The organism is Streptomyces sp. NPDC001851 (assembly GCF_040297165.1).
Classification (GTDB): domain Bacteria; phylum Actinomycetota; class Actinomycetes; order Streptomycetales; family Streptomycetaceae; genus Streptomyces.
Window position 1 is genome coordinate 26,050 of sequence record NZ_JBEOYR010000012.1, and the last position, 20,345, is coordinate 46,394.

Here is a 20,345-nt window from a genome sequence, read left to right on the forward strand (position 1 = left end):
GTGGAGCGTGCTCGGCACTGGCGGTACGACGACCCGCCGGGCGTGGACCCGCTGCGCGCCCGGCATGTCCGCAAACCTGCCTCCGCCCTACGCCCCTTCCTCCGCCCCTGCGCCGCCCGGTCCACCAGGCGCCCCTGCCGCCACGAGGGCAACGTGCCGGCCGCCGCCCCTGGAACGGCCGGCCACCGGCCCTCGGCTCCAGCCGTTCGCGCCACTGCGGGCGTTCCCTGACGCCTGCGGCATGCCGCCGCCCGTATGAGTCGCGCCCCAGGGCGCCGGCTCAGCCCACGAAACGGCCGTACGCCCGCAGCGTGCACAGCGCCCCGATGGTGACCATGGCCCGGGCCTCCAGTGCGGGGGCCGGTGCCCACTGGCGCCATCGGATCGGCCAGCCGCCGTCGTCCTGCTGCTCCGCGGCCAGATGATCGAGGGACCGTGCCATCTCCTCGTCCGTGAACCACGCGCGCGCTAGCGACTCCGGACTTTTCGCGAAGTCGTGGGGGAAGTGGTGCTCGCCGGGGGCGTAGCCGGACGCGACCGGATACGCGTCGCGCCGGTCCGGGTCGAGTGCCGCGAGCCGTTGCTCCCGCACCATGCGGCCGAGCCGGTCCGCGGCGGCCTCCGCGCGCGAGCGGTCGGGAGCGGAGTCCAGGAACGCCACGGCGGCCTCCACCTCGTACGGGTGGGACTTGTCCAGGGACTCCACTGCCTGCCAGCAGAAGTCCGTGGCCCGGAACAACCAGGCGTGCCACACCTCGTTGCGGTGCAGCAGCCCGACCACCGGCCCGGTGGCGAGCAGCTCGCTGGGAGGATCGTCGACGACCGGGACGAACGGCGCCGTCGGATACCCGCGCTGGCTGGGACGGATCGCCGGCAGGGCACCGTCCGCTGTGGAGACCGAGGTCAGATAGCGGCACACGCGCTCGATCCGCTGCCCGCCGCAACGCCCGACGGCGTCCAGGACACGCAGTGCGTGCGCGGTGTGCAGGGGCTGGCTCACGGGACCGCGCAGATCGGGCTCCAGCGCGTGCCCGTACCCGCCGTCCTCGTTGCGGTAGGCGTCCAGCGCCGCTTCCACCGCGTCCGGGGTGCCGTGCAGGAAGTGGTACGCGAAGAGGCGCTGTTCCAGCACGCGCGCGGTGAGCCACACGAACTGCTCGGCGCGGAAGAGCGGGGAGCGCGCCGGGGGCGGGGAAGGGAGTGGGGAAGCTCCGGTTTCGGCCATGCGTCAGACCGTAGGGCGGAAAGCGGTCTCGGCAAGCGCTCCGGGCCGGGGCCCCCACCCACGGGCGGGATACTGGAGTCATGCGGTTGACGGTCTTCTGGCAGCGGATGGCGGAACATTTCGGTCCGGGGTACGCCGACACCTTCGCGCGCGATCACGTCATGTCGGAGCTCGGCCAACGCACGGTGAACGAGGCGCTGGACGCCGGCTGGGACGCGAAGGACGTGTGGCGGGTGGTCTGCACGGTCATGGACGTGCCCGGCGAGCGGCGCTGACAGCTGCCCGAAACACCCTGATCGTCCCTGAACGCGGCCGGCCCTGCGGCACCGGTCGGTCACGAAGATCGCAGGTGGGCGCCGGTTGTCGGCGGTGTGGGCGACACTTGGCGGGTGGCACCCACTGACGAGACCCACGAGCCGCTTCCCCGGCAAGCGGCGCCGACCGGTACGACACCGCCCGACCGGCCCCCGGCCCCCGGCGCCGTCGCTCCGGGCGGCCGCATGCCGCGCTGGCTGCCGCGCGCCATGGTGCTCGCGCTCGCGTTGATCGCCGCGTTCCAGCTCGGCAGCTGGGCCTTCCACCAGCTGACCGGTCTGTTGATCAACATATTGATCGCGTTCTTCCTGGCGCTCGCGATAGAGCCGGCGGTGAGCCGGATGGCCGCCCGCGGCATGCGCCGGGGGCTCGCCACCTTCCTTGTCTTCCTCGGGTTGGCGATCGTCACCGCCGGGTTCGTCACCTTGCTCGGCTCCATGCTGGCCGGCCAGATCATCAAGATGGTCGAGGGTTTCCCCGACTACCTTGACTCGCTCATCAACTGGATCAATGAGACCTTCCACATGGAGCTGCGGCGTGTGGACATCCAGGAGGGCCTGCTCCACTCCGACTGGCTGCGCAAGTACGCGCAGAACAGCGCCGCCGGTGTCCTGGACGTCTCCGCGCAGGTGCTCGGCGGACTGTTCCAGATGCTGACAGTGGGGCTGTTCTCGTTCTACTTCGCCGCCGACGGTCCCCGGCTGCGCCGCGCGCTGTGCTCCGTCCTGCCGCCCGCCCGCCAGGCCGAAGTGCTCCGCGCCTGGGAGATCGCCGTCGACAAGACGGGTGGCTATCTCTACTCGCGCGGCCTCATGGCGCTCATCTCCGGCATCGCCCACTACATCCTGCTCCAGGCCCTGGGCGTGCCCTACGCGCCCGTGCTCGGTGTCTGGGTGGGCCTGGTCTCACAGTTCATCCCGACCATCGGCACGTACCTCGCCGGGGCGCTGCCGATGCTGATCGCGTTCACCGTGGCGCCCTGGTACGCGGTGTGGGTGCTGGTGTTCGTCGTGATCTACCAGCAGTTCGAGAACTACATGCTCCAGCCGAAACTGACGGCCAGGACGGTCGACATCCACCCGGCGGTCGCCTTCGGCTCCGTCATCGCGGGCACCGCGCTGCTGGGCGCCGTCGGTGCGCTGATCGCCATCCCGGCGGTCGCCACCCTCCAGGCCTTCCTCGGAGCGTATGTGAAGCGGTACGCCGTCACGGACGACCCGAGGGTGCACGGGCACCGCGGCCGTGGGCCCGGCGGTCCCGGGGTGCTGGCGCGCATACGCCGGCTGCGGGCCGGACAGCCGGAGGCTGAGGAGGCGTAGGAGTCCGAGGGCCGACGAGCCTCGGCGGGCCTGGCGTCGCGCGGCGCCAGGCCTGGTGCGCTTGACACAAAAATCGAACATCCATTCCTATGGAGGCTCAGGCAAGGCTTGCGGTGGTGGATTTCGTCCCGGTTTGAGGGTAGAAGTCCCTCGGTTATCCACAGGCTGGGCCTGCGTCGGGGCGCATTGTCAGTGGCAGGCGTTAGCGTCTTTGACGTGAAGCGATCGACTCAAGCAAACCGGGTGGAACCCATGGCAGGAACCGACCGCGAGAAGGCGCTCGACGCCGCGCTCGCACAGATTGAACGACAATTCGGCAAGGGCGCGGTCATGCGCATGGGCGAGCGGTCGAAGGAGCCCATCGAGGTCATCCCGACCGGGTCGACCGCACTCGACGTGGCCCTCGGCGTCGGTGGCCTGCCGCGCGGCCGTGTCGTGGAGATCTACGGACCGGAGTCCTCCGGTAAGACGACCCTGACCCTGCACGCGGTGGCGAACGCGCAGAAGGCCGGTGGCCAGGTCGCCTTCGTGGACGCCGAACACGCCCTCGACCCCGAGTACGCGCGCAAGCTCGGCGTCGACATCGACAACCTGATCCTCTCCCAGCCGGACAACGGCGAGCAGGCGCTGGAGATCGTGGACATGCTCGTCCGCTCCGGCGCGCTCGACCTCATCGTCATCGACTCCGTCGCCGCGCTCGTCCCGCGCGCGGAGATCGAGGGCGAGATGGGCGACAGCCACGTCGGTCTGCAGGCCCGCCTGATGAGCCAGGCCCTGCGGAAGATCACCAGCGCGCTCAACCAGTCCAAGACCACCGCGATCTTCATCAACCAGCTCCGCGAGAAGATCGGCGTGATGTTCGGCTCCCCGGAGACCACGACGGGTGGCCGCGCGCTGAAGTTCTACGCCTCGGTGCGCATCGACATCCGCCGCATCGAGACGCTGAAGGACGGCACGGAGGCGGTCGGTAACCGCACCCGCTGCAAGGTCGTCAAGAACAAGGTCGCCCCGCCCTTCAAGCAGGCCGAGTTCGACATCCTCTACGGCCAGGGCATCAGCCGCGAGGGCGGTCTGATCGACATGGGCGTGGAGCACGGCTTCGTCCGCAAGGCCGGCGCCTGGTACACCTACGAGGGCGACCAGCTCGGCCAGGGCAAGGAGAACGCCCGCAACTTCCTCAAGGACAACCCCGACCTGGCCAACGAGATCGAGAAGAAGATCAAGGAGAAGCTGGGCGTCGGTGTCCGGCCGGAGGAGCCCGCGGCCGAGCCGGGCGCGGACGCGGCGGTCACCACCCCGGCCGGCGACGACGCCAAGACCGTGCCCGCCCCGGCAGCCGCCAAGGCCACCAAGCCCAAGGCCGCCGCAGCCAAGAGCTGACCCGTGACACGACGAACCGACTGGGCCGGGTACGAGTACGCCACCCCCGGCGCCCCACGGGGGAGGGGCACCGGGGGCTACGCAGACTCCGCCCCGGGCGGTGACGACGGATACCGGGCCGGTCGTGACGACGGTGACGACGAGTACCGCAGAGGCGGGGGACGGGGCGATGACGGCCACGCCCGCCTGGGTGACCCGGGCGGCGAGCCGTCCGGGGGTGGCTCGCCCGGCCGCGGCTCCGGCAGTGGCGGCGGCCCGCGCGGCGGCCGGGGGCGTGGCCGGCGGCGCGGCTTCGGGGACGCACCCGGTGAGGACGAAGGCGCCCCTTCCTCGTCGAGGGCCGAGCGGGGGGAGTCTTCAGGGGACCCGGCTGAGCGGGCACGGGCGATCTGCCTGCGCCTGCTCACCGGGACCCCGCGCACCCGCAAGCAGCTCGCGGACGCCCTGCGCAAGCGGGAGATCCCCGAGGACGTGGCCGGGGAGGTGCTGTCGCGGTTCGAGGAGGTCGGGCTGATCGACGACAGCGCGTTCGCGGACGCCTGGGTGGAGTCCCGGCACCATGGCCGGGGACTCGCCCGCCGGGCACTCGCCCGGGAACTGCGCACGAAGGGAGTCGACTCGGCGCTGATCGACGAGGCCGTCTCCCAGCTCGACTCCGAGCAGGAGGAGGCGACGGCCCGCGAGCTGGTCGCCCGCAAACTGCGCGCCACCCGGGGCCTCGACCGCGACAAGCGGATCCGCCGCCTCGCCGGCATGCTCGCGCGCAAGGGCTATCCCGAGGGCATGTCCCTCCGCGTCGTCCGCCAGGCCCTGGAGGAAGAGGGCGAGGACACGGAGTTCCTCGGAGAAGGGGACTGCTGAGTCCTCGGGACGGGCGGGCTCCGGATCGCGCGTCTCTCCGGGCTCTCAAGGCCCGCGGTGGGGATAGCCCCCGCCGAAGACGCCGGGCCGCCGCAGTGCTCTCCCGGGCACGCACGGACGAACCTGTACGCACGCTCCGGACCACGGCACGCACCCTTGTCGTGGCCGGCCGCGTACGACCCCGGCCGACGCGTACAACAGAAGAGAGCCCGCCCGATGATGCTGCGATACGCCCTCCGGACACTCCGCGCCCGAAAGGCGGGATTTCTCGGCGCCTTCCTCGCGCTGATGTGCGCGGCCGCTCTGATCACCGCCTGCGGCACCCTCCTCGACACCGGCCTGCGCGGCACCATCCGCACCGAGCGCTACGCCGCCGCTCCCGTCGTGGTCTCCGGCGACCAGTACGTCCACCAGACCACCGTCAAGCACAAAAAGGGCAGGACCAAGGTCAAGCACAAGGCGAAGCCCATCGCCGAGCGCGCCTGGCTCCCGGAGGGACTGCGCACCAGAATCTCCCAGGTTCCCGGCGTGGCCCGTGTGGTGCCGGAACTCACCTTTCTCGCCCAGCCCTTGACCCCGGCAGGCACCGGCGGCCGTACCGCCTACGGGCACGCCTGGGAGTCCGCCGCGTTGACGTCGTACCGGCTGACCGCCGGCAGCGCTCCCCGCTCCGGCGACGACCTGGTCATCGACAGCGACCTTGCCGCACGCGCCGGGTTGCGGCCGGGGGACCGGCTCACCGTGCAGTCCACGCGGGCCCCGCGTGGTTACCGCATCACCGGTATCGCCACCCCGGCCACCGTCGTACGCCACCAGACATCCCTGTTCTTCTCCGCAGCCGAGGCCCGCCGGCTCGCCGCGCACCCCGGGCAGGTCAGCGCGTTCGGCGTGCTGCCGGACAAGGGGACGGACCCCGAGCGGGTGCGGCACGCCGTCGGGCAGGCTCTGCACGGCACCACCGTCCAGGTCAGCACCGGCACCGCCCGCGGGCCCGTCGAGTTCCTGGACGCGGCTGCCGCCCGCACCCGGCTGGTCAGCATGGGCGGTGCCATGGGCGGGACCTCGCTGCTGGTGGCGGTGCTCGTGGTCGTCGGCACCTTCGCGCTCACCGTGCAGCAGCGCCACCGCGAACTCGCCCTGCTCCGCGCCATCGCCGCCACCTCCGGACAGATCCGCAAGCTGCTCGGCCGGGAGGCGCTGATCGTCGGCGCGGCGGCGGGCACCTTGGGCGCGCTGCTCGGGCTGCCGCTGGGGGGCTGGCTGCACTCCAGGTTCGTCGCCCTGGGCGCCGTACCCGACACGCTCGAACGCACTGTCAGTGTCTTCCCGCCGCTCGCCGCCCTCGCCGCCACCCTGCTCGGCGCCTGGGCGGCGGCCCGGATCGCCTCCCGCAGGATCGCCCGGATCCGCCCGACCGAGGCTCTGGCCGAGGCCAGGACCGAGCGGACCCGTCCCGCCTGGGGGCGGATCGCCGCCGGACTGCTGCTTCTCGTTGGTGGAGTGGCCCTCGTCGTCGTCCTCACCTCCCTGCGCACCGAGCCCGCCTCGACGCCCGTGACCTTCCTCGCCGTCGTCGTCCTGTCCACCTCCGTCGCCCTGCTCGGTCCGCTGCTGGTCAGGACGGCCGCGCTGCTGCTCGCCGGCCCGCTGCGGCTCACCGGCCACGGCGGCCGCCTCGCCACCGCCAACCTGCGCGGCAACGCTGCCCGAATGGCCTCCGTCGTCACCCCCCTCACCCTGCTCATCGGCATGACCTGCACGGTGCTGTTCGTCCAGTCGACGCTCGGCGACGCCGCCCGCAGTCAGGCCCGGGACGGCGTCCGAGCCGACTGGGTCGTCGCCGCGCAGGGACCGGGCGTCCCCGCCGAGGCCGCCCAACGGCTGCGCGCAGCGCACGCCACCGCCACCGTCACCGAGGTCGTCCGTACGACTGTCCGCGTCGGCCTCGACAAGTACCCCGCGCAGGGCGTCACCCCGGCAGGCCTGGACCGCACCTGGGACCCGCGGGTCACCGCCGGCACCCTCGGCCGGCTCGGCCCCGGCACGGTCGCCGTCAGTCAACTGGCCGCAGACCAGCAGCATGTGAAGCCCGGCAGCACCCTGAAACTCACCCTCGGCGACGGCACGCCCGCCACGCTCACCGTCGCCGCCGTCTATACCCGCGGTCTCGGCTTCGGTGACTTCACCCTCTCCCACGACCTCGTCGCCCGCCACGTCGACAACCCGCTCGCCTCCTCCGTCCTTGTCAGCACGACCCGTACACAGACACAACTTGCGACTACTCTGCGTAAGTTCCCGGGGCTGCGGGTTCTTTCGCCGGCCGCTGCCGACGACGCCCTGCAGGCGGCTCGGCAGCGGACGAACGCCGAGGTCAACTATCTCGCCATGGGGCTCGTGCTGGCCTTCACCGCCATCGCCGTCGTCAACACCCTCGCCATGTCCGTGGCGGAGCGTGTCCGGGAGTTCGCCCTGCTCCGCCTCGCCGGAGCGACCCGCCGTCAGGTGCTCGGCATGCTGCGCACCGAGGTGCTGTCCGTCCTGTTCCTCGCCACCGCGCTCGGCAGCGGGATCGCCCTCGCCGTGCTCACCGCGTTCAGCATCGGGATGACAGGCCGGGCGGCGCCGACGGTCACGCCCCTGCTCTACGTCGCCGTCGTCGGTATCGCCGGGCTCCTCGCGCTCATGGGCAGCGCGTTTCCGGGGCGGGCGGCGCTCCGGGTGCGCGCGGTGACGGTGGCCATGGCGAAGGAATAGGAGCCGGGCTGCCGGAGCCGCCCCCGCCTCAGCGGCTCGCCGGCTCCACCGGGAGTCCCTCAGCCCGCCACGCCTGGAAGCCGCCCACCAGGTCCGTTGCCCGGTGCAGGCCCAGTTGGTGGAGGGAGGCGGCGGCGAGGCTGGAGGCGTAGCCCTCGTTGCAGATCACCACGACACGCAGGTCGTGGCCGGTGGCCTCGGGGACGCGGTGGCTGCCCTGCGGGTCGAGGCGCCACTCCAGCTCGTTGCGCTCGATGACGAGTGCTCCGGGAATCAGCCCGTCCCGCTCGCGCAGGGCCGCGTACCGGATGTCGACCAGCAGCGCCTGTCCCGTCCGCGCCGCCTCGTGCGCCTCATGTGCCCCGATGCGCCGGTAGCCCGAGCGCACCCGCTCCAGCAACTCGTCGATGCCGGACGGCGGTTGGCCGGGGGTGCCGCTCACTGCCAGTCCTCCGGGCGTTCGACCTGCTCCAGGCGCAGCACCTGGCCGGTGCGACTGTAGCGGCGGATGCGCGGCAGCGGCGGGTAGTAGGCGTGGACGGAGATCGCGTGCCGGTCGCGGGACTCGTTGAGGACCTCGTGGACATGGTGACGGCCGAAGGCGCGGCCCTGACCGGCCGGCAACCGGCGCCCGCGGTCCACGTCCTCGGCGAGTTCCAGGGTCTTCCAGCCGTCGGTCGGCAGCCGGGCGGCGAGCGAGTTCTCCCTGAGCTCACCGGAGGCCGTGAGGAACGCGCCGACCGAGTCGGCGTGGTCGTGCCAGCCGGTACCGGTGCCGGGCGGCCAGCCGATCAGCCAGGCCTCGCTGCCGCCCGGCCCCTCCAGCCGCACCCAGGTGCGGCCCTCCGGGTCGAGTGGAAGGGAGGCGATCAGCTCGGTGTCGGCGGCCGTACGCCGCACGAAGTCGAGGAGGTCCGCCTGCGTGGGCGCCGGGCCGACGGCAGGCGAGACGGAAGGAGAGGGCACAGACACGTACACACACCGTCCTGAAGAGCGTTCGCGGAACGGGCACACGACGGCGCCCGGAAAAAGGGGGAGGCGAATTCAGCAGGACGGGCGACACACGCAGCCCGCATAGCGGACCAGGTCCATATGGACCCTCCGCCACAGGCGCACGCAGGTGTCGGTCATGGTCCGGAGTACAGCATGTCGGTGCACTTCGGTCAACTCACTGTCACCATGTGGACGGAGGGTGACGGGGCGCACGGTCAGCGCACGCCGGAACCGGCCTCCGCCTCCGCCTCCTTCACCGCCCCGTCTTCGTTCACCGCCCCCTTCTCCTTCACCGTGCCGCCCAGCGTCGCCTCCGCCGCCGCGTACAGGTCGGCCGGGCGGACCCCGCTCAGTGCGGTGACCAGGTGGCCGTCGGGGCGTACGAGCAGCACGCTGTGCGCCGGCGCGCCCGGGTAGCTCTCGGCGACCAGCAGCTCGGCGGGGTGCGGCAGCGCGGTCACGGCGGCGGCGAGCCGGGGCATCACCCCGGCGGAGACCCAGTGCTTGCGGTCCCACACACCCGTGCCCGGCGCGATCAGCACGACCAGCAGGGCGCCGCGGCCGAGCCGGTCGCGCAGCTGTACGAAGGAACCGTCCTCCGCGGTCACGCGTACGTCGGTGACCTGCGCGCCGGGCGGGGTGTCGACCGGGATCTCGGCCTCCAGATGCCGGGGCGCCAGCGGTGAGTCGGCGTACGCCCCCGGCGCACCGAGCAGCCCGCGCCCCAGGTGACCGTCCGTGAGCAGTACATCGTGGTTCCGGGCGGTGCCGGGAACGATCTGACGCAGCCCGCCGGCGCCGCGCAGCACCGGCAGCACCTGGTCGGCGGCGCGCAGCCGGGCGGCGACCAGCGCACGCCGCTCGGCCTGGTAGCTGTCCAGCAGCGCCTCGTGCGGGCCGCGGTGCCAGGCCACGCCCAGCTTCCACGCGAGGTTGTCGACGTCCCGGAGGCCCTCGTCGAGCCCCTGGGTGCCGAGTGCGCCGAGCAGATGCGCCGCGTCCCCGGCGAGCAGGACCCGGCCGGCGCGCCATCGGCGGGCCAGCCGGTGGTGCACCGTGTGGACACCGGTGTCGAGCAGTTCGTACGCCGGTGTGGAGCCGTCCGTCCAGGCCGCGAGGGTCTCGCGGATCCGGGCCACCAGGATCTCGGGTGTGACCAGCTCCTTGCCCGGTGGCAGCAGCCAGTCCAGGCGCCACACGCCGTCCGGGAGGGGGCGGGCGGTCACCTCCCCGGCCGAGGGCCCGGACTGCCGCCACGGCGGCATCCGATGGAGCAACGCCCGGCCCTGCCACGGAAGTTCCACCCGCAGCGCGGCGACCGCGTGCCGCTCCACCGCCGTCCGGCCCGGGAAGCGGATGTCCTGGAGTTTGCGCACGGTGGAGCGCGGCCCGTCGCAGCCGACCAGATAACTGCCGCGCCACCAGGTGCCCTTGGGCCCGCGGGTGTGCGCGGTGACGCCGGAACGGTCCTGCTCGATCGCGTCCAGGCGGCTGTCCACGGCCCACTTCACCAGTGGCTGGTCGGCGATGGCCGCGCGCAGGGCGCCCGTGATCACGTGCTGGGCGATGTGCAGCGGAGCGGCGGGGCCCGCCTCGCCGAAGGCGATCTCGCTCATCACCTGCTTGCGCCGCAGGGACCGCCATCCGGCCCAGCGCACGCCGTGCGCACCGAGCGCCACCCCGGACAACCGTTCCAGCAGGGCGGCCGTGTCCTCGCGCAGCACGACGGTGCGCGCGGGGCGGGGTTCGTCCTTGCCGGGGCCCTCGTCCAGGACGACGGACGGCACCTCCTGGCGGGCCAGCGCCAGGGCGAGCGTGAGCCCGACGGGCCCCGCTCCGACGATGATCACCGGGTCCATGACGCGGCGCCCCCTGTCCGCAGCGGTGCCCTGACGGCGGTGGGTGAACAGGAAGGTGAAGCAGGGTGCACGGTCACAGAACGTATGCAACCCAGTGCGCGTGCTTGCGTCAAGTGACGTCGGCCGTCATGCGGCTGAGTGTTGGTCAGTCGGCGACACCGGCCTGCCAGGCGATACGGGCGGCGTGCATCCGGTTGTCGACGCGCAGTTTCCCGCACAGCGTACGGATATGGTCCTTGACCGTCTCCGGGCTGATGTAGAGGGCCTGGGCGATGGCGCGGTTGGGGAGGCCGTCGCTGAGGAGGGCCAGGACCTCCCGCTCGCGCGAACTGAGGCCGGCCACGCGTTCATGAGCGCCGTGCCGGGCGCGGGGCGGGGCGGGGCAGCCGTGGAGGATCGCGTCGGCGATCTCGGGGGAGAGCGCGCGGCTGCCCTCGGTGACGGCGGTGAGGGCCCAGGGGAGGTGCTTGGGCGCGGAGCAGTGCAGCAGGACACCGGCCGCGCCACGGGCGAGAAGGGTGCGGGCGTCCCGTTCCGTGACGCGTTCCGCGATGACCAGGACGGCGGGGGACGCCGGAAGGCGGGCGACGGTCTCCACCAGCGCCAGGGAGTCCTTGCCGCATGTGTCACCGCAGACGAGGAGATCCGGGCGGGTGGCCCGCACCAGCGCGGCCGCGTGGGCACGCTTTCCCTCGGCCACGACGCTGGGTCTCATATTCCGGAGTGTGTCCGGTGCCAGGGAATGGAGCATTCCGCGCAGTCCCGCGCGTGAGAGTGATCTGTCATCGATGATTCCCACCCGTAGCATGCCGACCCCCGTGTGGCTCTGTGCGTACGCAACGGAACGTGTGACATCGCACTCGCATGGTCAGGCGAGTGACGCTCGGGCGATCCTCCCGATCGTCGCTGCCATGCGTCAAGTTCCTTCTGGTGCACGCACCGTGGTGATGTCAATCCCCGCCTTAGGGGGGCACTAATTCGCGATCCCCCGAATGGGGGTCATCGCTTCGTCTCCCGGAACGCAGGATGGAGGCGCTTCGCAAGCCTGAGCGAAAGGAACGGAATTCAGATGACCAATGTGCGTCGACGCGGTGCGGTGTGGGCAGCGGCCGCAGCCGTCGGTATGTTGACCATGGGAGCGGCGAGCGTTCCGGCGGAAGCGGCTGCCGCGCCCGCGCCGGGTCTCAAGGTCAGTTGCGGCAACCCGGAAATCAAGGTCTGGTACGACTCGGACCAGTTCGGCAAATACCTCAAGGTGTGGTTTCAGACGGCCAAGGGCTGCCCCAGGGGACGGAATGTCGACAACCTGGGTGGGCAGATCTACTGCACGTCCCCGTCCGGGCACGCCAAGCTGGTCTACCGCGACAATGTCACGCGCGTGAAGGCCCCCGTGGAAACCCTGACGAAGGCGTTGCCGCCGAAGAGCCAGTGCAAGTCCTTCTACGCCGAGGCGAAAGTCGTCTACAGGATCAGCGACAGCCACTTGACGCCGGTGTACAAGGACACCTGGCACTGGAACTGGGGCGAATACCCGGCGTAGTCCTGTTCCCCTCGCAAAACTCACGCCCTCCTCACGTCCGGGTACTCCCTGCGCGAGGTTCCTGAAGGAGTTTGTTCATGCGCACCAATGGAGGTACGAAGGTGAAGCGTCGCGCGGCCGTACTTCTCGGCACGGCGGTCCTGGCTTCCGCCCTGGCCGCACCTACCGCGTTCGCGGACGGCCCCTCCGAGATCTATCTCGGCAAGGTGTCCGGCACCATCAAGGTCGGCGGCTTCCCCACCAAGTACACCTGGGTCGACAAGCAGTACCGCAGCACCTCGCTGCCCAACCTGCGCGAGCACTCGATCCGCATCACCTTCCCCGGCTGTGCCGCCTGGCGGGCCCGCGCGTCCGTCAAGTGGGGCTCCACCTACGACACCGAACAGTCGTCGACCAAGGGCTGCAACAAGTCGATCCTGCTCACGCCCATGGGTGACATGAACGCCAATGTCACCCTGGCCGTCCACCAGGATCCCGCGGACATGTCGGCCACCGTCGTCATCAAGCCCGTCGGGGGAAGGTGATCGCCGTGTGAAGCGGGTGCGGGCGGCGCGACCGGCTGCCGCCCGCACCCTCGCTTCCCTGCTACTGCACCACCTGGTCGCCCTCGCCCACGGCGTCGAGCACCGCCGGCTGCTCGGCCGGCTCGGCCGCCGCCGCGACGGCGACACCCGTCTTGGTACGGCGGCCCCGCCGTTCGATCCAGGTGGCGAGCGACGAGAGCGCGAGGCACATCGCCACGTAGATCGCACCGGCGACGATGGTGACCGCCGTGTACGGGTTCTCCCCGTTGACGATGATGTTGCCGGCCATCTGCCGGGTGGCGTACAGCAACTCGGTGTAGGTGATGACGTAGCCGAGCGAGGTGTCCTTCAGGGTGACCACCAGCTGGCTGATCATGGTCGGCAGCATGGAGCGGACCGCCTGCGGCAGCAACAGGGTCGTCATCACCTGGTACTTGCGCAGCCCCAGCGCGTAAGCGGCCTCGACCTGCCCCCGGGGCACGGCGTTGATGCCCGCCCGGAACACCTCGGCCTGCACACAGCCGTTGTAGACGGTCAGGCCGATGACCAGGCCCCAGAAGGCGGAATTGTCCCCGATGGCCCCGAGGTCGCCCTTGTAGCTGAGGAACAGCACCCACAGGGCGTAGATGGTGATGAGCAGCGGGACCGCGCGGAACAGCTCGATGAATCCGGTCGCGAACCAGCGGACCGGCCGGTGCTCGGACACCCGGGCCACGGCGAGCAGCAGGCCGAGCAGCAGGGACAGCGCGCCGGCCACGGCGAACACCTTCAGCGTGGTCAGCAGACCGTCGCGGATCATGGTGCGCACACCGGCGTTGTTGAAGATGTTCCAGACCTTCGGGTCCAGCTGGCCCTTGACGTCCAGCCGGTACACGACGAAGGCGAGCAGGCCGACCAGCGCCAGCGAACCGAGCGCCGTGTAGAGGCGGTTGCGCACCCGGGCCTTGGGGCCCGGCGCGTCGTACAGAACGCTCGAAGTCATCGCGCGACCCCCAGACGGCGCTCCAGCAGCCGGAACAGGCCGCTGATCGAGAAGGTGACGACGAGGTAGCCGAGGGCCACCCACAGGAAGATCCAGGCGATGGCGTAGCCCTGGTCGCTCATCGTCTTCTGCCAGCCGAACAGTTCGGTGACGCTGAACGCGCCCGCGATGGCCGAGTTCTTGGTCAGGGCGATGAAGATGGAGCTGAGCGGCGCCACGACGGTCCGCGTCGCCTGCGGCAGCACGATCAGGCGCAGCGTCTGGGAGAAGGTCATGCCGAGCGAGCGGGCGGCCTCCGCCTGGCCCATCGGCACCGTGTTGATGCCCGACCGCACCGCCTCGCAGACGAAGGCCGAGGTGTAGAAGCCCAGGGCCAGCAGCGCCTTCATCCAGGGACTCAGACCCGGCGCGAAGACGACCGGGACGACGAACCACGCTACGAGGAACAGCAGCGTCAGCGGCGTGTTCCGGAAGAGGGTGACCCACGCGGTGCCGAACATCCGCAGCGGAGGCACGGGGGAGACGCGGAGGCCCGCGATGATGACACCCAGCACCATCGCGAGGAGTCCGCTGGCCAGAGTCAGCAGCACGGTGCCGATGAACCCCTCGCGGAAGTCCGCGAGATGGTCGAGCAATACGTTCACGGGGAGGTCCTCGTGGCGGTGTACGGGCAGGGCAGGACCCGTCCGGGGCGAAGCGCCGGACGGCGTCGCCGGCACGGTCCGGCACGCCGCCGCGGACCCGCGGGAAACCGGGTCGGCGGCGGCCTGGTCGGCGGCGGCCGGATGCGTCGACGCCGCGGCGGCGACGTCTCAGCGGCGCGTCAACAGTGCTCGGCGCGTCAGTAGCGGTCGACGGCCGGCGGCTCGGTGTACGCGGAGCCGGACAGGCCGAGCGTCGCGTCGTACGCCTTCTTGTAGTCGCCGTTCTTCTCGTGCTTCTCCAGGGCGTCGTTCACGGCGTTCCGCAGGGCCTTGTCGTCCTTGTTCACGCCGACGCCGTACGGCTCCTTGGTGAACGGCTTGCCGACCACCTTGAGCTGGCCCGGGCGCTGCGCCGCGTAGCCCTTGAGGATGGCGTCGTCGGTGGTGACGGCGTCGACCTCGTTGTTCAGCAGCTGCTGCACGCACTCGGAGTACTTCGACAGCTCGACGGTCTTCGCGCCGTACTTGGGCTTCTTGATCTCCTGCAGCGGGGTCGAGCCCTTGATGGAGCAGACCGTCTTGCCCTTGAGCGAGTCGGGCCCGGTGATGCCCTTCTCGTCCTTGCGCACGAGCAGGTCCGCGCCGGCGAGGAAGTACGGGCCCGCGAAGCCCACCTGCTTCTTGCGCTCGTCGTTGATCGTGTACGTGCCGACGTACAGGTCCACCTCTCCCTTGGAGATGGTGGTCTCGCGGACGTTGGAGTCCACGGTCTTGAACTCGATCTGCTCCGGCTTGAAACCGAGGTCGGCGGCGACCATCTTGGCGATCTCGATGTCGAAGCCGGACCGCTTGCCGGTCGTGTCCTCGAAGCCCAGGTACGGCTGGTCGCTCTTGGCGCCGATGACGAGCTTGCCCGCCTTCTGCGCCTTCTTCAGCGTGGCGGAGTCGATCTTCACGTTGCTCGCGACGGCATACGACGGCAGCTTCGGCGCGTTCGCCCCGGTGCTCCCGCCGCCGGGCTGGTCACCGGCGTTGCCGGACTCACCGCCACAGGCCGTCAGACTCAGCGCGAGAGCGGCGAGAACGGCCGCGGGGGCGGACTTGCGGAACTTCATCTGGAACATCCTTCGGGTCATCGGGTGGGGCGGCGGGGTGACGTCCCGGCGCTGTCAGTGGTGCAGGATCTTCGACAGGAAGTCCCTGGCCCGGTCGCTGCGCGGGTTGCTGAAGAACTGGTCGGGCGCGGCCTGTTCGACGATCCGGCCGTCCGCCATGAAGACCACGCGGTTCGCGGCCGAGCGCGCGAAGCCCATCTCGTGGGTGACGACGACCATCGTCATGCCCTCACGGGCGAGCTGCTGCATGACCTCAAGGACCTCGTTGATCATCTCGGGGTCGAGGGCGGAGGTCGGCTCGTCGAAGAGCATGACCTTCGGGCCCATCGCCAGCGCCCGCGCGATCGCCACGCGCTGCTGCTGGCCGCCGGACAGCTGGGCGGGGTACTTGTCGGCCTGGGTGCCCACGCCGACCCGGTCGAGCAGGGCCCGGGCCTTCTCCTCGGCCTGCTTCTTGTCCGTCTTGCGGACCTTGAGCTGCCCCAGCATCACGTTTTCGAGCACGGTCTTGTGCGCGAAGAGGTTGAAGGACTGGAAGACCATCCCGACGTCCGCCCGCAGCCGGGCCAGCTCCTTGCCCTCCTGGGGCAGGGGTTTGCCGTCGATCGTGATGGTGCCCGAGTCGATCGTCTCCAGGCGGTTGATGGTGCGGCACAGAGTCGACTTCCCGGACCCGGAGGGCCCGATGACGACGACGACCTCGCCGCGGGCGATCGTCAGGTCGATGTCCTGGAGCACGTGCAACGCGCCGAAGTGCTTGTTGACGCTCTTCAGGACGACCAGTTCGCCGGACGTGGCCACGTCCTCCTTGGCCACCGATACTTTGGTCATCGCTCTCGGGCTCCGTCCTCCTCGGGTTTCCGAGGACAGTAGTGAGGCGCTGTGACCTGCGTCATCACATCTGAGGGAGATCTGAGCATCACGATCCGATAGCAAACGGACACGTGTCGTAGCACTTGCCCCTCGTGCGCGTATCGGCCGGATAACGGAACCGGCGGGCAACCGGAACGCTCTTGACGCCGTCCTAGTCCATCGGCGTCACTGCCATGGTGCACGCGCGCGTGAGTCACCCACTGCGCGCGGACCCAGACCGTACGACCGCTGAACCGGAGGGGGCCGGAATGAGACTGCTGCTCGTCGAGGACGACAACCATGTCGCCGCTGCCCTGTCCGCCGTGCTGGCGCGGCACGGCTTCGACGTCACCCACGCGCGCAGCGGCGAGGAGGCCCTCCAGGCGCTCGTCCCCGACGGCGCCGGCTTCGGCGTGGTCCTGCTCGACCTGGGCCTGCCCGACCAGGACGGCTACGAGGTCTGCGGCAAGATCCGCAAACGCACCAGTACCCCGGTGATCATGGTCACCGCGCGTTCCGACGTCCGCTCCCGCATCCACGGGCTCAACCTGGGCGCCGACGACTACGTGGTGAAGCCGTACGACACCGGGGAACTGCTCGCCCGTATCCACGCCGTCAGCAGGCGCACCGTCCACGAGGACCCGGTGACCGGCGGCGAGAGCGCCCTGCACCTCGGTCCCGTACGCATCGAACTGCCCACCCGGCAGGTCACCCTGGACGGCTCCGCGATCCAGCTGACCCGCAAGGAGTTCGACCTGCTCGCCCTGCTCGCGCAGTGCCCCGGCGTGGTGTTCCGGCGGGAGCAGATCATCAGCGAGGTCTGGCGCACCAGTTGGGAGGGCACCGGCCGCACCCTGGAGGTGCACGTCGCCTCCCTGCGCGCCAAACTGCGCATGCCCGCACTGATCGAGACGGTACGCGGCGTCGGCTACCGGCTCGTCGTCCCGGCCGCCTAGCGGGGACGGGTGCGCACCCGGCTCCTGCCGCTGCTCATCGTCCTGATGGCGGCCGTCCTCCTCGCCCTCGGGCTTCCCCTGGCCCTCAGCCTGGCCGCCGCCCAGCAGCAGAAGGTCGTCGTCGACCGCATCGACGACACGGCACGCTTCGCGGCGCTCGCCCAGTTCGTCACCGCCGGTCCCGGCGGATCGCGCCGCACCGGCACCGACGAGCGCCTGGAGGCCCTGCGCAGCGAACTGGACAGCTACTACGGCGTCTACGGCATCCGTGCCGGCGTCTTCTACCGCAACGGCTCGGCGATGGCCAACGCTCCCGGCGACTGGTTCGTACCGCGCCAGGGGGAGGTACGGGAGGCCTTCGACGAGGCCCTGCTCAGCCGGCGCAGCCACGACCCCCAGCAGGTGTGGCCCTGGCAGCGCAGTCGGCTGCTGGTCGCCTCGCCGGTGATCCGGGACGGGGACGTCGTGGCGGTCGTGGTCACCGACTCGCCCACCGGGCAGATGCGTTCGCGGACCCTGCGCGGCTGGCTGCTCATCGGGGCCGGCGAGAGCGCGGCGATGCTGCTCGCCGTCGGGGCGGCGCTGCGGCTGACCGGCTGGGTGCTCAGACCGGTCCGGGTCCTGGACGCCACCACCCACGACATCGCCACCGGGCGGCTGAAGTCCCGGGTCGCGGTCGCCGGCGGTCCGCCGGAACTCAGACGGCTGGCCCGTTCGTTCAACGAGATGGCGGACAACGTCGAGGACGTGCTGGAGCAGCAGCGCGCCTTCGTCGCGGACGCCTCGCACCAGCTGCGCAACCCGCTCGCGGCGCTGCTGCTGCGCATCGAACTGCTCGCTCTCGAACTCCCCGAGGACAACGAGGAGATCGCCTCGGTCCGCACCGAGGGCAAGCGTCTCGCGCAGGTCCTGGACGACCTGCTCGACCTGGCGCTGGCCGAGCACGCCGACGCGGACCTGACGCTGACCGACATCGGCGCGCTCGCCGGGGAGCGGGTTGCCGCCTGGTCCCCGGTCGCCGACGCCAAGGGTGTCCGGCTGACCGGCGACTGCCCGCCCACCACCGCCTGGGCGGACCCGATCACACTGTCCAGCGCTCTGGACGCGGTGATCGACAACGCCGTGAAGTTCACACCCGAGGGGGGCACGGTGGAGGTCACCGTCGCCGCCGAGGGCGGCACCTCCAGGGTCGTCGTCACCGACACGGGGCCCGGCCTCACCGACGAGGAACTCGCGCGCGTGGGCGACCGGTTCTGGCGCAGCGGCCGCCACCAGAACATCAAGGGCTCGGGCCTGGGCCTGTCCATCACCCGAGCCCTGCTGGCGGCGGGCGGCGGCTCGATCGAGTACGCCCACCACGAGCCGCGGGGATTGCGGGTGACGGTGTCGGTGCCTCGGCAGCGGGCGTCCTGACCCCCACCTGCTGCTAGGGCCTGTCTGACCGTTCCTGCCTGCCGCGCGACGCCATCAGGGCTTCACCGAGCGGTAGTAGCGTCGGGCGCCCTCCTGCAAGGGCAGGGGGTCGGTGTAGATGGCGGTGCGCAGGTCGACCAGTTGGGCGGAGTGGACGTGCGCGCCGATGCCGTCGCGGCTCTTGATGACGGTGCGCGTCACCCACTCGGTCAACCGGGGGTCGACGTCCCTGCGGGTCATCAGGAGGTTGGAGACGGCGATCGTCGGGACCACACTGCCCTGCTGCACAGTCGGGTAGGCGGACTCGGGGATGGTGGTCGCCCGGTAGTAGCGCGCCGCCTGGCCCTCGTCGTGCAGCTTGGTGACGAGGCCGCCCCCGATCGGCACGAACTTGAAGCCGGACTTCTTCGCCAGCGTGACCAGTCCCTTGGTGGGCAGCCCGCCCGACCAGAAGAACGCGTCGATCCTGTGTTGCGCCAGGTGGTCGGGCCCGGTGTCGATGCCGTCCGCGGCCGGGGTGATGTCCTTGCGCGGATCGATGCCGGCGGCCCTCAGCACCCGTTCGGCGATCAGCCGCACCCCGGAGTCGGGCAGGCCCGTCGCCACCCGCTTGTGCCGCAGATCCGCGATGCTCCTGATGTCCGAGTCGCTGCGCACCACGAGATGCACGTAGTCGTCGTAGAGCCGGGCCACCCCGCGCAGTCGTCCGGCACCGCGTCCGCGCCCCAGCTGGTACGCCTCCACCGCGTCGGCCGCCGCGATGGTGAAGTCGGCCTTGCCGGTGGCCACCCGCTGCACGTTCTCCTGCGAACCGGCGCTGTTGAGCAGCTTCACCTTCAGGCCGGGCATGTCCTTGGCGAACTCGGCGCGCAGCCGCTCGCCGTACTCCTGGTAGACCCCCCGGGGCGTGCCCGTGCTGAAGACGATCGTCCCGCTCGGCGGCTTCTCGCCCAGGGGCAGCAGCCACCACAGCAGCAGCCCGAGCACCACGGCACCGGCGACCGCGGCCGGCACCGCCCGGCGCCGGCCGATTCGGGGGAACACCTTGGACATGCGGCGATCCTGCCAGGCCGGGAGCGCCGCTGACCAGGGCCGCGGTCACTCCGCACCCGGAGGCGGACCGGGGGCTCTGTCAGTGGCGGCCGATACAGTCGTCGCATGAGCACTTCTCCCGCCGGACTCGTCCGTGAGTTCCACCGCGCCTTCGGCCTCGACGCCCGCAGTACGCCGACGGCGGTGGACCCCGAACTGGCCGCGCACCGCGGGGAACTGCTCGCCGAGGAAGCCGCGGAGGTCGCCGAGGTGGCGGTCGACGGCCCGCTGGACAAGCTCGCGCACGAACTGGCGGACGTGGTCTACGTGGCGTACGGCACGGCTCTGGTCCACGGCATCGACCTCGACCAGGTGATCGCCGAGATCCACCGGGCCAATATGAGCAAGCTCGGCCCGGACGGGCAGGTGGCCCGCCGGGCCGACGGCAAGGTCCTCAAGGGGGAGCACTACCGGGCGCCGGACGTGTCGTCCGTCCTGCGCCGCCAGGGCTGGATACCGGCGGCGCAGGACAGTGCCGCGCAGGACAGTGCCGCGCAGGGGGGTGCCTAGAAGGTCCGCGG

General features: G+C 71.1%; 21 protein-coding genes. 10 read left to right on the forward strand and 11 right to left on the reverse strand.

What is annotated here, in order from left to right; translation table 11 throughout:
• Positions 1–280 precede the first annotated feature (280 nt).
• Positions 281–1,225 carry a hypothetical protein gene (locus tag ABT171_RS19140; protein WP_351245209.1) on the reverse strand — a complete coding sequence of 315 codons (945 nt, stop codon included), beginning with the start codon at positions 1,223–1,225 and terminating at the stop codon, positions 281–283.
• An 80-nt stretch (positions 1,226–1,305) separates the two neighbouring features.
• Between ABT171_RS19140 and ABT171_RS19145 the strand changes: the two genes are divergently transcribed.
• The 5 genes from ABT171_RS19145 (at position 1,306) to ABT171_RS19165 (ending at position 7,854) form a co-directional block, all read left to right on the forward strand.
• Positions 1,306–1,500, forward strand: coding sequence for a DUF3046 domain-containing protein (locus ABT171_RS19145; protein ID WP_351245211.1), 195 nt, complete (start codon positions 1,306–1,308; stop codon positions 1,498–1,500).
• 114 nt (positions 1,501–1,614) lie between these two features.
• Entirely contained in the window at positions 1,615–2,859 is a 1,245-nt protein-coding gene (locus ABT171_RS19150; RefSeq protein WP_351245213.1) for an AI-2E family transporter, read from the forward strand.
• Positions 2,860–3,111: 252 nt separating this feature from the next.
• Positions 3,112–4,239 (forward strand): recombinase RecA, encoded by a 1,128-nt coding sequence (gene recA, locus ABT171_RS19155; RefSeq protein ID WP_351245215.1) that lies wholly within the window; start codon positions 3,112–3,114, stop codon positions 4,237–4,239.
• 3 nt (positions 4,240–4,242) lie between these two features.
• Positions 4,243–5,100, forward strand: a complete 858-nt coding sequence (recX, locus tag ABT171_RS19160; protein ID WP_351245217.1) for a recombination regulator RecX — start codon at positions 4,243–4,245, stop codon at positions 5,098–5,100.
• A 216-nt stretch (positions 5,101–5,316) separates the two neighbouring features.
• Entirely contained in the window at positions 5,317–7,854 is a 2,538-nt protein-coding gene (locus ABT171_RS19165) for an FtsX-like permease family protein (RefSeq protein ID WP_351245219.1), read from the forward strand.
• 28 nt (positions 7,855–7,882) lie between these two features.
• Here ABT171_RS19165 and ABT171_RS19170 read toward each other — a convergent pair whose 3' ends face one another.
• The 5 genes from ABT171_RS19170 to ABT171_RS19190 form a co-directional block, all read right to left on the reverse strand.
• Positions 7,883–8,296: a rhodanese-like domain-containing protein gene (locus ABT171_RS19170; protein ID WP_351245221.1), complete on the reverse strand. Its 414-nt coding sequence runs from the start codon at positions 8,294–8,296 to the stop codon at positions 7,883–7,885.
• Complete coding sequence (locus ABT171_RS19175; RefSeq protein WP_351245583.1) at positions 8,293–8,826, reverse strand: cupin domain-containing protein; 534 nt, start codon at positions 8,824–8,826, stop codon at positions 8,293–8,295. Before ABT171_RS19175 ends, ABT171_RS19170 begins: the two co-directional genes overlap by 4 nt.
• A gap of 72 nt (positions 8,827–8,898) precedes the next feature.
• Positions 8,899–8,985, reverse strand: coding sequence for a putative leader peptide (locus tag ABT171_RS19180; RefSeq protein ID WP_313960178.1), 87 nt, complete (start codon positions 8,983–8,985; stop codon positions 8,899–8,901).
• 77 nt (positions 8,986–9,062) lie between these two features.
• Positions 9,063–10,706 (reverse strand): FAD-dependent monooxygenase, encoded by a 1,644-nt coding sequence (locus ABT171_RS19185; protein WP_351245223.1) that lies wholly within the window; start codon positions 10,704–10,706, stop codon positions 9,063–9,065.
• Between the two features lie 145 nt (positions 10,707–10,851).
• The gene (locus ABT171_RS19190) at positions 10,852–11,421 is read right to left on the reverse strand and encodes a LuxR C-terminal-related transcriptional regulator (protein ID WP_351245225.1); all 570 of its coding nucleotides are present in this window, start codon (positions 11,419–11,421) and stop codon (positions 10,852–10,854) included.
• 354 nt (positions 11,422–11,775) lie between these two features.
• Between ABT171_RS19190 and ABT171_RS19195 the strand changes: the two genes are divergently transcribed.
• Together ABT171_RS19195 and ABT171_RS19200 are read left to right on the forward strand one after the other, a co-directional pair.
• Positions 11,776–12,246: a hypothetical protein gene (locus tag ABT171_RS19195; RefSeq protein WP_351245227.1), complete on the forward strand. Its 471-nt coding sequence runs from the start codon at positions 11,776–11,778 to the stop codon at positions 12,244–12,246.
• Between the two features lie 77 nt (positions 12,247–12,323).
• Positions 12,324–12,770, forward strand: a complete 447-nt coding sequence (locus ABT171_RS19200; RefSeq protein WP_351245229.1) for a hypothetical protein — start codon at positions 12,324–12,326, stop codon at positions 12,768–12,770.
• A gap of 61 nt (positions 12,771–12,831) precedes the next feature.
• Here ABT171_RS19200 and ABT171_RS19205 read toward each other — a convergent pair whose 3' ends face one another.
• The 4 genes from ABT171_RS19205 to ABT171_RS19220 form a co-directional block, all read right to left on the reverse strand.
• A complete protein-coding gene (locus ABT171_RS19205) occupies positions 12,832–13,752 on the reverse strand; it encodes an amino acid ABC transporter permease (RefSeq protein WP_351245231.1) in 921 nt (306 codons plus the stop codon).
• The gene (locus tag ABT171_RS19210; RefSeq protein WP_351245233.1) at positions 13,749–14,396 is read right to left on the reverse strand and encodes an amino acid ABC transporter permease; all 648 of its coding nucleotides are present in this window, start codon (positions 14,394–14,396) and stop codon (positions 13,749–13,751) included. Before ABT171_RS19210 ends, ABT171_RS19205 begins: the two co-directional genes overlap by 4 nt.
• Before the next feature lie 197 nt (positions 14,397–14,593).
• Entirely contained in the window at positions 14,594–15,511 is a 918-nt protein-coding gene (locus tag ABT171_RS19215) for a glutamate ABC transporter substrate-binding protein (protein ID WP_351245235.1), read from the reverse strand.
• 54 nt (positions 15,512–15,565) lie between these two features.
• A complete protein-coding gene (locus ABT171_RS19220) occupies positions 15,566–16,342 on the reverse strand; it encodes an amino acid ABC transporter ATP-binding protein (protein ID WP_351245237.1) in 777 nt (258 codons plus the stop codon).
• Between the two features lie 290 nt (positions 16,343–16,632).
• Between ABT171_RS19220 and ABT171_RS19225 the strand changes: the two genes are divergently transcribed.
• Positions 16,633–17,319, forward strand: coding sequence for a response regulator transcription factor (locus tag ABT171_RS19225; protein WP_351245239.1), 687 nt, complete (start codon positions 16,633–16,635; stop codon positions 17,317–17,319).
• A gap of 9 nt (positions 17,320–17,328) precedes the next feature.
• The gene (locus tag ABT171_RS19230; RefSeq protein ID WP_351245241.1) at positions 17,329–18,732 is read left to right on the forward strand and encodes a sensor histidine kinase; all 1,404 of its coding nucleotides are present in this window, start codon (positions 17,329–17,331) and stop codon (positions 18,730–18,732) included.
• A 54-nt stretch (positions 18,733–18,786) separates the two neighbouring features.
• Here the strand turns inward: ABT171_RS19230 and ABT171_RS19235 are convergent, their stop codons facing one another.
• Positions 18,787–19,785, reverse strand: a complete 999-nt coding sequence (locus ABT171_RS19235) for a TAXI family TRAP transporter solute-binding subunit (RefSeq protein ID WP_351245243.1) — start codon at positions 19,783–19,785, stop codon at positions 18,787–18,789.
• A 105-nt stretch (positions 19,786–19,890) separates the two neighbouring features.
• On the opposite strand from ABT171_RS19235, the gene ABT171_RS19240 reads away from it, so the two are divergent.
• Positions 19,891–20,334, forward strand: a complete 444-nt coding sequence (locus ABT171_RS19240; RefSeq protein WP_351245245.1) for a pyrophosphohydrolase domain-containing protein — start codon at positions 19,891–19,893, stop codon at positions 20,332–20,334.
• Positions 20,335–20,345 lie beyond the last annotated feature (11 nt).